A 10,686-nucleotide genomic window follows, 5' to 3' on the forward strand; every position below is an offset into this window, starting at 1 on the left:
TCATCCTCGCCATTTCTCGCCGATATCTGGTGATTTCGGGGTGCAAATCTGCGTGTGGCGGCTGTTTGGCGGGCGGGATCGGCATTAGGCTCGCTCGTTGTGCAGGTGATGACCGCGTTGTTCGGACCCACCGACGCCGCCGACCGGGCCCGCGCGCTGCGGGATGCCGGGGCCAGTGGGGTCTTCACGTTCGAAGGACCGCACGACGTGTTCACCCCGTTGACGCTGGCCGCGGGGGTCGGCGGACTGGATCTGATGACGAACGTCGCGATCGCGTTCCCCCGCAACCCGATTCACCTCGCGCATCAGGCCGTCGATCATCAGGTGCTCACCGGCGGCCGCTTCACGCTGGGTCTGGGCACCCAGATCCGCACCCAGATCGAGAAACGCTTCGGCGCGGACTTCGACCGTCCCGTGGAGCGGATGCGCGAACTCGTCGGCGCGTTGCGGGCCATCCTGCGAACCTGGAGCACGGGGGAGCGACTGGACTTTCGGGGCGAGTTCTACCGGCACACCTTGATGACTCCGACGTTCAGTCCCCGCGTCCACTTCGACCCGATTCCGATCTTCGTGGGTGCATTGGGTCCGAAGTTGACCACGATGACGGCCGAGGTCGCCGACGGGCTGCTGGTGATGCCGTTCGGGTCGCGTCGTTTCCTGCACGAGGTGACCCTGGCCAATGTCGACGCGGGACTGGCCGCGGCCGGGCGTAGCCGCGCCGATCTGGCGATCGTCCCCGAGATCATCGTGTCGGTTGCCGATCAGGATCCCGATCACAGTGCTGCTCGCCGGCTGCTGGCCTTCTACGGTTCGACACCGGCCTACCGTCCCGTGCTGGACGTGCATGGTTGGGGGGATCTGCAACCCGAGCTCAACGCGCTGTCCAAACAGGGCCGGTGGCAGGAGATGGGCTGGCTGATCGATGACGACGTGCTGCACACCATCGCGGCATGCGGGACGCCGTCGCAGATCGCCGAGCACATCCGCGACCGCGTGCGCGGCGTCTCCGATCGGATCTGTCTGTACCAGCCCGGGCCGATCGACGTGGATTCGCTTGCTCAGATCGTCGACGCGCTCAGCGACTGAGTCCTAGGGTGGTACGTAGGCGGACCAAAGGAGGTTGCCTGTGGACCAGGTCTATCCGGAGACAGAGTTCTCCGACGTTCTGATCATCGGCGCGGGCATCTCCGGGATCGGCGCCGCCTACCGCATCCAGGAGCGCAATCCTGCGCTCAAATACACCATCCTGGAGCGCAGATCGCGGATCGGTGGCACCTGGGATCTGCACCGCTACCCGGGGATCCGCTCCGACAGCGACATTTTCACGCTGTCGTTCCCCTGGGAACCGTGGACGCGCCCCGAGAACGTCGCCGACGGCGCGGACATCCGCACCTACCTGACCGAGACCGCGCACAAGCACGGCATCGACCGGCACATCCGGTTCGACACCCGGGTGACGTCGGCGAACTGGGACTCCAATACCGACACCTGGACGGTGCAGGCCGAGCAGAACGGCGCATCCCGCGTCCACCGCGCACGTTTCCTGTTCTTTGCCACCGGCTACTACGACTACGACCACCCCTATCGTCCGGACTTCCCGGGGCTGGAGAACTTCACCGGCGAGGTCGTCCATCCGCAGCACTGGCCCGAGGATCTCGACTACAGCGGTAAGAACGTCGTGGTGATCGGCAGCGGCGCCACTGCGATCAGCCTTATCCCGTCACTGACCGAGCGGGCGGCCCATGTGACCATGGTGCAGCGCTCACCGACGTATCTGCTGTCGGGCCAACGGATCAATCCGATTGTCAACCTGCTGCGCAAGGTCCCGCCGCGGCGGCTCGGCTATCGCCTCGCCTGGCTCTACAACGTCCTCTTCATCGTGGCCGTGTACGCGATCGCCCGCAAGGCGCCGCGGTTCAGCCGGCGCGCCATCCGTGCCGTCGCCAAGCACTATCTACCGGCTGGCTATCCGGTCGACACCCACTTCAACCCCAGCTACGACCCGTGGGACCAGCGCCTGTGCCTGATCCTGTCCGGCGACTTCTACGATGCCATCTCCGCCGGGCGCGCCGAGGTGGTCACCGACCGGATCGATCACCTCGACGCCCACGGCGTCGTGCTGCAATCGGGCCGGCGGATCGACGCCGACGTGCTGGTCACGGCCACCGGTATCCAGTTGCAGGCGCTGGGCGGGATCGTGGTCAGTGTGGACGGCGAGCAGGTCAAGCCTGCCGACCGTTTCGTCTACAAGGAGCATCTGCTCGAGGACGTGCCCAACATGGCGTGGTGCGTCGGCTACATCAACGCATCCTGGACTCTGCGGGCCGACCTCACCGCTCGGGCGGTGGCGAAGTTGTTGGCGTACATGGATGCGCACGGGTACACCCACGCCTACCCGCATCTGGGGCAGACCCCGATGCCGGAGAAGCCGGCGTGGAACATCAACGCGGGCTACGTGCATCGCGCGGCGCATGTACTGCCCAAGTCGGGCACCCACCGGCCGTGGAACGTGCGCCACAACTACGTGCTCGACGCGATCGACCACCGGCTCGACCGGATCGAGGAGTCCATGGTGTTCGGGCGTACGCCGCCGAAACTGTATGGAGGCAGCGAGCTTCCGGATGGGGCCGTCCTGGAGACCAGCCTGGAGCGCCCCGTCGGTGGGTGAGCCCCGTCGGTCGGTGAATCCTAGGGTGCGACGGTGAGCCAGTCGGCGAAGCCGGACGGATCGTGGCGGCCCAACGCGCCGTGCTCGAACAGGCCCCACCCTTCGCGCTCGGTGCCGTCGGTGTCGCGGCACACCGCGCGGCCCACGTGGTCGATCACACCGAAGCCGGCGCGCCCGACGATCGCCGGATCGTTCATGTCGTAGGTGAGGCGCTCGGTGAAGTTCTCACCTTTCCATACGCCGTGCACCCAGTCCGAGTCGCCGCCGTAGCCGCCTCCGACGTGGATCGGCACCGGCAACTTGGACTCCACGTCGAAGCGCAGCGGCGCACCGTCGGATCCGGTGGCCTCGATGGTCGCGCCGGTGGGAATCCGGGTGCCGGAACGGTAGTGGATCTTCACCCTTGGCCACCCGAGCTGTTCGACACGTCCGTCCTTCCAGATCCGCGTGCAGTCGTTCAGTGAGCGGAATCCGTGCGGATCCTCCTGGATGATGATGACGATGCCGAAGTCGTCGAACGCCATCGGGACGTAGAGCCACCACATGCCCTCGAAAGGCGGGTCGTCGGGCCGGCCGGCAGGTTCGGGTTCGCCGATGGGGCGGATGCCCCAGGAGCGGTCGCGGGTGCCGATCCAGCGCGCCGGATCGACCGTGATGTCCTCGCCGTCGACGGTCAGTCGACCGCTCCAGGTGCCGACCTGCGCGAAGCGCTGCGCATCGAGGGTCACCCGGGTGCCGCGTCGCATGATGTGCGGCTGCTCCTGGACGACGTCGAACAACCCCTCCCAGGTGAGATCTGCTGCGATGCCTTCGGTTTCGTCGAGCACGACACGGAGCTTGCGCAGCGGCTCGATGACCTCGACACGGTAGTTGCCCACGTGTTGATCGAGCCTGTTCTGGTCGATGGCGTCGGACAGGTGTACCGCCGTCTGCGTAGCACCGCGCCGCACCAGCAGGAAGGCATCTTTGACGCCGAGGTTCGGGTAGTAGCCGATCCCGGTGATGACGAAGATGTCGCCCGTGCGGTCGTGGGCGTTGTAGTAGGACCGGTCGTAGAAGTTGCGATCCGAGGACCCTGGCCAGGCGATCGGTTGGGGTATCTGGTGGATCGGGTATTCGTCCATCGGTCCGAGCATCAGTCGGTCTCTCCGATCAGTCGTTTCAGCAGTGCGGCGTGGTAGAACAGCGATTCGACGTCGGCGGGTTTCTCGATCTCCCCGAAGTGCACCCGGCGCGCGCCGGTGCGCATGAATACGCAGCACCAGACCACCGCGGAGTACACGTGGAACCAGGTCAGGTCACCGATCTGCACGCCGGTGAGCTCGCGGTAGGTGGACCGGACGTCCTCGTCGCGCAGGAAGTCGGGCATTCCCGGCAGTCCGGCAAGCTTGGTCAGCTCCTGAAAAACCATGTGCGCGAAGCTGATCCAGGCAAGGTCGAACTCGCGCGGCCCGACGGTGGCCATCTCCCAGTCCAGCACCGCGACCGGGGTGAAGTCCTGGTACATGACGTTGCCGATACGCGAATCGCCCCACACCAAAACGGGTTCGGTGGCGGCCACCTCCTCGGGAAAGCGATCCTCCAGCCAGGCCAGCGCGCGCTCCACCAATGGCGAGCGGCCGATGTCGGGAACGCTGAACTCGTACCAGTTCTTCAGCCAGCCGAAGTGGCGGTGCAGTGCGGTCTCCCCGGGGGGGTCGACGTCCTGCAGAAATCCGAAGACCTGCCGGGCGTCGGGGATGGAATGAAGCTTGGCCAGCACCTCGACGGTGTTGTCCTGCAGCCGGCGCTGTTCCTCGGCAGTGGCGTCGTAGAGCCAATTGTCGCCGAACGTGTAGGGCATGACGTCGGGCGGCACGATGCCGTCCACCCGGTCCATCAGAAAGAATGGCCGGCCGAGCACGTCCCCGGTACGTTCGAGCCAGCGCACCGGCGGTACCGCGACGTCGGTCAGCTCGGCGACCAGTCTCATCACCTCGTGCTGGTGATCGAGGCGGTAGTGTTCGAACACGGGGATGTCCGCTTCCGCGGGTGCGACCCTGGCGACCCAGTTCTGCTCCACCGGTTCGCCGCCCTGCTGCCACCGCCCATGCAACAGAATCGTTTCGGAGGACATCCCGTTGGCGTCGATGCCGCTCTGGACCGTGATGTCGGGGGTCGTGTCGGGCAGCACGGTGGACAACCACTGTGACAGCAACGCGGGGACGTTGGACATGTCGCGGCTGGAGCGCTGTAGCCGGTCGACATTGTCGACTGCTGGTTCGGTGGTCACAGATGCGTCCTTCCCGCCACGGCGCGGTCGTGGCACTGCTCGAATACGATACCGTGGGTAGCGATATGAAAACAGACCTGTCGCCGGGTGACAAGACCCCAGGGGCCGGACGCCCGCGCGATCCGCGCATTGACGCTGCCATATTGCAGGCCACCGCGGAACTACTTGTCGAAATCGGCTATTCGAACGTCACGATGGCCGCCGTGGCCGAACGTGCCGGGACGACCAAGACGGCGTTGTACCGCCGGTGGTCCAGCAAGGCAGAACTGGTGCACGAAGCCGCCTTCCCGGTCACGCCCACGGCGATCGAATCACCGCCGGGCGACATCGCCGCCGATCTGCGGGCGATGATCGAGGCGGCGCGCAACGTGTTCACCAGCCCGGTGGTGCGGGCCGCTCTGCCGGGATTGATCGCCGACATGTCCGCCGACGCCGATCTCACCGGACGGGTCGGGGCCCGCTTCACCGACCTGTTCGCCGCGGTGCGCACCCGGCTGCAGGGAGCCGTCGAACGCGGCGAGGTACGTCCGGACGTCAACCCGGACCGATTGGTCGACCTGATCGGCGGTGCCACCCTGCTGGCGCTGCTGCAGGCGCCCGACGACCTCGCCGGACCGGCCTGGATCGACGGCACCACCGACATCCTGCTGCACGGCCTGGTCACCTGAGCCGCCCTGTGGCGTCCACGGCGGGGGAGCGCACCGGCAACCCGACGCTTGCGTTCAGAAGAACCGGTCGGCCGAGTTCGCCAGGTCCAACAGCGGCTGCGGCAGTGCGCCGAGGGCGAACGTGACGGCCGCGGTCACGGTGACCACAGCGGTCGTCAGCATGCTCGGTGCCGCCACCGTCGGCGCGTCGTCGGGGCGGTCGGTGAAGAACATCAGCACGATCACCCGGACATAGAAGTATGCGGCGATGGCGCTGGCGACGACACCGACCACCACCAACGGGATCGCGCCGCCTTCGCCGGCAGCCTTGAAAACCGCGAACTTGCTGACGAAACCGCTCGTCAACGGAATGCCGGCGAAGGCCAGCAGAAACAGTGAGAACACTATCCCGACCGCCGGGTACCGCTTGCCCAGTCCTGCCCAACGCGCCACCGCGGTGTCCTCCTCGCCCTCGGCGTTGCGGACCATGCTGACGACGGCGAACGCACCGAGCGTGGAGAACCCGTAGGCGAACAGGTAGAACAGCGTTGACGACAGGCCCGCCGCATTGGCGGCCACCACACCGGTGAGGATGAAACCACTGTGCGCCACGGCAGAGTAGCCGAGCATGCGCTTGACGTCGTTCTGGGTGACCGCGGTGACGGTGCCGACCACCATCGTCAGGATCGCCACGGCCCACAGCACCGGCCGCCAGTCGCCACGCAACTCGGGGACGGCGACGTAGAAGACCCGCAGCATCGCACCGAACGCCGCGATCTTCGTTGCCGCCGCCATGAACGCGGTGATCGGGGTCGGAGCGCCCTGGTAGACGTCGGGGATCCACGAATGGAACGGCACCGCACCGACCTTGAACAGCACCCCCACCAGCAGCAACCCGATGCCGATCAGCGCCAGCGACGTCTTGCCGGTGCCCGCGGCGACCGCATCGGCGATGCCCTGAAAGGTGAGGGTGCCCGCATAGCCGTAGAGCATCGCGGCGCCGTAGAGAAAGAACCCCGACGAGAACGCGCCGAGCAAAAAGTACTTCAGCGCGGATTCCTGGGACAGCAGTCGACGCCGCCGTGCCAGGCCGCACAGCAGATACAGCGGTAGCGACAGCACCTCGAGCGCGATGAACATCGTCAGCAGGTCGTTGGCGGCCGGGAACAGCAGCATTCCGCCGACCGCGAACAGCGTCAACGGGAATACCTCGGTCTGGATCGCACCGGCCTTGGTGGCCATCTTCTCGGCCACGCTTCCGGCGACCGACGAGGCCTGCGGTGTGAAGGCATCCAGGCCTCGCGGTTGTCCGTCCGGCGCGGACGTCTGCCGCTCTCCGATCAACAGGATCCCGAGCACACCGACTAGCAGGATGGTGCCCTGCAGGAACAACGCGGGCATGTCGATTGCGACCGCACCCATCAGCGCACCGGACCCCGTGGTGCCGTGAACATCTCGCGCGATCAGGACGACGGCGATGAACGCCGCCACCAGCGCACCGAGGCTGAGCGCCACCTGGGCCACGTATCGACGACCGCGTGGCAGGAACGCCTCGACGAGCACTCCGAGCACCGCGGCGCCGAGCACGATGAGCATCGGGGAGATCAGACCGTACTCGATCGAAGGAGTGGGCAGATTCATCGCAGCGGGCCTTCCGCCATTCTGGGTGCTGGGTCGGACTGCTCGATCGTCGTCAGCGTATGCGTCACCGCAGGGTTGATGACGTCGAGTGCGGGCTTCGGATAGATTCCGAGCACCACCAGCAGCGCGATCAACGGTGCGACGACAGCCATTTCGCGTGGCAACAGATCACGGATTCTGTTCTCACCCTCGGCCAGTGCCGGCGGGACAGGTCCGGTCATCATCCGCTGGTACATCCAGAGGATGTAGATCGCCGAGAGCACCAGCGCACCGGCCGCGAGCACCGCGAACACCGGATAACGGGTGAAGGTGCCGATCAGCACCAGGAACTCACTGATGAACGGTGCCAGCCCGGGCAGTGACAGGGTGGCCAGTCCGGCCACCAGGAAGGTGCCTGCAAGCACCGGCGCCACCTTCTGGACCCCGCCGTAGGCACTGATGAGCCGCGAGCCGCGTTGGGAGACGAGAAAACCGGCGATCAGGAACAGCGCCGCCGTCGAGATGCCGTGGTTGACCATATACAGCGTCGATCCGGACTGTCCCTGCGTCGTCATCACGAAGATACCGAGGATGATGAATCCGAAGTGCGAGATCGACGTGTAGGCGATCAGCCGCATGACATCGGTCTGCCCGATCGCCACCACGGCGCCGTAGAGGATGCCGATCACCGCCAGCGTGATGATCAACGGAGCGAACCACACCGCGGAGTCCGGGAACAGCGGAAGACAGTAGCGGATCATGCCGAAGGTTCCGACTTTGTCCATGATCGCCATCATCAGCACCGCGCTGGCCGGGGTTGCCTCGACCGCGGAGTCGGGCAGCCACCGGTGCAGCGGCCACAGCGGAGCCTTGACGGCGAACGCGAACATGAACCCACCGAACAGCAGGTGCATCACCATCGGATTGACGGCGAACTCGCCGCTGGAGACCGCGCCCACGATCGCGCGGAAGTCGAAAGTGCCCGCCTCGAACGCGTCACTACCCGCGGTTGCGACATACAGGCCGACGACAGCGGCCAGCATGATCAGGCCGCCGAACAGGTTGTACAGCAGGAACTTCACCGCCGCGCGGCTGCGGTTCTGGCCGCCGAAACCGCCGATGAGGAAGTACATCGGGATCAGCATCGCCTCGAAGAACACGTAGAACAGCAGGATGTCCAGCGCGACCAGCGAGATGAGCACCATGGCTTCGACGGCCAACGTCAGGGCGAAATAGATGTGCACGGATCGTCCGCCCCAGCTGCGTTCATCGCGGGCGTCGTTCCAGCCGGCGACGATGAGCAGCGGCAGCAGCACCGCGGTGAGCACCACCAGTGCCAACGCGATGCCGTCGACCCCGAGGATGTATCCCGTTCCGAAAGACGGTATCCAGCGGTAGTTCTCGACGAACTGGAACTGCTCGCCGGCCGGATCGAACCCGACGGCGATCACGGCAGCGATGGCCAGGACCACCAGGGACATAGTCAGTGCAACCCATTTGGCGAGAGTGCGTGCCGCGGCGGGCAGCAACATCACCACGACCGCGCCCACCATCGGAACAGCCCACAGCACGGTCAACAGCGGAATCGAGGTCACCACAGGTTCACCGCCAGGATCATCGCGACGATGACCGCCGCGCCCGCCAGCATCGCCAGCGCATAGGAGCGGGCGAATCCGGTCTGCAACTGTCCCAACCCCTTCGAGACGCGGGACACCCCGGCGGCGATGCCGCCGGCCACCCCGTCGACGGCCTCGTCATCGAGTTCCACCACAGCCGTCGTGAATCTCTGGCCCGGCCGCATCAGCACCTGCTCGTTGAACGCATCGGCATACAGGTCATGGCGCGCGGCCACCGTCACCATCGAGCCCTCGGGTGCCTGCGCGGGAACCGGACGGGTGCCGTACATCCGGTAGGCGACGACGATGCCGACGGCGACGACCGACAGCACGATCACCGTCACCGCCCACACCGGCAGCACGTGATGGACCTCGTGTGCGCCCACCACCGGTTCCAGCCAGTGTTCGAGGGTGCCGCCGATGGCCAGCGCACCACCGGCCGTCACCGAACCGAAGGCCAGCAGGATCATCGGCACCGTCATCACCGCAGGCGCCTCGTGCGGATGTGACTGGTCTTTCCAACGCCTCTCCCCGAAGAACGTCATCAGCATCACCCGCGTCATGTAGAAGGCGGTCAGACCCGCCCCGAGAATGGTCGCAGCACCCAGAATCACCCCCTTGGCGCCACCGGCGCCGAGCGCGACCTCGATGATGCCGTCCTTGGAGAAGAACCCGGCCAGCGGCGGAATGCCGATGATCGCAAGGTAACCCAGTCCGAACGTGACGAAGGTGATCGGCATGGCCTTGCGTAGACCGCCGTAGCGCCGCATGTCGACCTCATCGTCCATCGCATGCATCACCGAACCCGCACCGAGGAAAAGGCCCGCCTTGAAGAAGCCGTGCGTCAGCAGGTGCATGATGGCAAACACATATCCGGCTGGACCGAGGCCGGCGGCCAGCACCATGTAGCCGATCTGGCTCATCGTCGATGCCGCCAGCGCCTTCTTGATGTCGTCCTTCGCACACCCGATGACCGCGCCGAACAGCAGCGTCACGGCGCCGACCACCACGACAGCGGTCTGGGCGTGCGGGGCGAGATCGAAGACCGGACCCGACCGCACGATCAGGTACACGCCGGCGGTCACCATGGTGGCCGCGTGGATCAGCGCCGACACCGGTGTCGGACCTTCCATCGCGTCACCCAGCCAGGACTGCAGAGGCACCTGGGCGGACTTGCCGCACGCGGCCAGCAGCAGCACCAACCCGATCGCCGTGAGCGTGCCCTCGCCGAGACCCGGTGCGGCCGCGAACACCTCGGTGAACGACACCGCACCGATCGTGGTGAACATGATCATCAACGCAACCGCCAGGCCGATGTCGCCGACCCGGTTGACGATGAACGCCTTCTTGGCTGCGGTGGCCGCGGAAGGCTTATGCGTCCAGAAGCCGATCAGCAGGTAGGACGCGAGACCGACACCCTCCCAGCCCATGTAGAGGCCCAGATAGTTGTCAGCGAGCACCAGCAGCAACATGGCCGCGAGGAACAGATTCAGGTAGGCGAAGAATCGGCGTCGCCCCGGGTCTTGTTTCATGTACCCGATCGAGTAGACGTGGATCAGCGATCCCACGCCGGTGATCAGCAGGACGAAGCACATCGAGAGTTGGTCGAGCTGCAGCCCGAAGTCGACCTGCAGTTCGGCCGCCGGAACCCAGCTGAACAGGGTTTCGTGGGTGGCCCGACGCTCGCTCTCCCTGCCGAGCATGTCAGTGAACAGCGCTGCGGCACACACGAACGACGCGAGGGCGGCCGCGGTGCCGAGCAGATGTCCCCACCGGTCGGAACGTCGGCCCGTCGACAGCAGGGTCGCCGCACCGGCGAGCGGGAACGCGATCAGAAGCCACACGGGTGCAGTCATCTGGTTC

8 protein-coding genes are annotated in these 10,686 nt (G+C 66.0%); 3 read left to right on the top strand and 5 right to left on the bottom strand.

Annotated features, from left to right (window positions below):
- Positions 1–108: 108 nt before the first annotated feature.
- Positions 109–1,086 (top strand): TIGR03617 family F420-dependent LLM class oxidoreductase, encoded by a 978-nt coding sequence (locus ACNUDN_RS08965; RefSeq protein ID WP_419125076.1) that lies wholly within the window; start codon positions 109–111, stop codon positions 1,084–1,086.
- A gap of 40 nt (positions 1,087–1,126) precedes the next feature.
- A complete protein-coding gene (locus ACNUDN_RS08970) occupies positions 1,127–2,668 on the top strand; it encodes a flavin-containing monooxygenase (protein ID WP_419121618.1) in 1,542 nt (513 codons plus the stop codon).
- A gap of 20 nt (positions 2,669–2,688) precedes the next feature.
- Here the strand turns inward: ACNUDN_RS08970 and ACNUDN_RS08975 are convergent, their stop codons facing one another.
- Both ACNUDN_RS08975 and ACNUDN_RS08980 read right to left on the bottom strand, forming a co-directional pair.
- Positions 2,689–3,804 carry an Rv3169 family protein gene (locus ACNUDN_RS08975; RefSeq protein WP_419121619.1) on the bottom strand — a complete coding sequence of 372 codons (1,116 nt, stop codon included), beginning with the start codon at positions 3,802–3,804 and terminating at the stop codon, positions 2,689–2,691.
- Positions 3,804–4,940, bottom strand: coding sequence for a phosphotransferase family protein (locus ACNUDN_RS08980; RefSeq protein ID WP_419121620.1), 1,137 nt, complete (start codon positions 4,938–4,940; stop codon positions 3,804–3,806). Before ACNUDN_RS08980 ends, ACNUDN_RS08975 begins: the two co-directional genes overlap by 1 nt.
- Before the next feature lie 65 nt (positions 4,941–5,005).
- On the opposite strand from ACNUDN_RS08980, the gene ACNUDN_RS08985 reads away from it, so the two are divergent.
- Positions 5,006–5,608, top strand: a complete 603-nt coding sequence (locus tag ACNUDN_RS08985; protein ID WP_419125077.1) for a TetR/AcrR family transcriptional regulator C-terminal ligand-binding domain-containing protein — start codon at positions 5,006–5,008, stop codon at positions 5,606–5,608.
- Between the two features lie 54 nt (positions 5,609–5,662).
- On the opposite strand, the gene nuoN is transcribed toward ACNUDN_RS08985, so the two are convergent.
- From nuoN to nuoL, 3 genes are read right to left on the bottom strand one after another with little or no spacing between them, the layout of a single operon-like run.
- Complete coding sequence (gene nuoN / locus ACNUDN_RS08990) at positions 5,663–7,228, bottom strand: NADH-quinone oxidoreductase subunit NuoN (protein ID WP_419121621.1); 1,566 nt, start codon at positions 7,226–7,228, stop codon at positions 5,663–5,665.
- Positions 7,225–8,802, bottom strand: coding sequence for an NADH-quinone oxidoreductase subunit M (locus tag ACNUDN_RS08995; protein ID WP_419121622.1), 1,578 nt, complete (start codon positions 8,800–8,802; stop codon positions 7,225–7,227). Before ACNUDN_RS08995 ends, nuoN begins: the two co-directional genes overlap by 4 nt.
- Entirely contained in the window at positions 8,799–10,679 is a 1,881-nt protein-coding gene (gene nuoL, locus ACNUDN_RS09000) for an NADH-quinone oxidoreductase subunit L (protein ID WP_419121623.1), read from the bottom strand. Before nuoL ends, ACNUDN_RS08995 begins: the two co-directional genes overlap by 4 nt.
- Between the last annotated feature and the right edge of the window lie 7 nt (positions 10,680–10,686).

The organism is Mycobacterium sp. smrl_JER01 (assembly GCF_048513595.2).
GTDB lineage: Bacteria > Actinomycetota > Actinomycetes > Mycobacteriales > Mycobacteriaceae > Mycobacterium.

Coding starts and splice junctions, on each gene's coding strand:
- nuoN (WP_419121621.1), bottom strand. CDS start 7,228: ATGAATCTGCCCACTCCTTCGATCGAGTACGGTCTGATCTCCCCGATG.
- ACNUDN_RS08965 (WP_419125076.1), top strand. CDS start 109: ATGACCGCGTTGTTCGGACCCACCGACGCCGCCGACCGGGCCCGCGCG.
- ACNUDN_RS08985 (WP_419125077.1), top strand. CDS start 5,006: ATGAAAACAGACCTGTCGCCGGGTGACAAGACCCCAGGGGCCGGACGC.
- ACNUDN_RS08975 (WP_419121619.1), bottom strand. CDS start 3,804: ATGCTCGGACCGATGGACGAATACCCGATCCACCAGATACCCCAACCG.
- nuoL (WP_419121623.1), bottom strand. CDS start 10,679: ATGACTGCACCCGTGTGGCTTCTGATCGCGTTCCCGCTCGCCGGTGCG.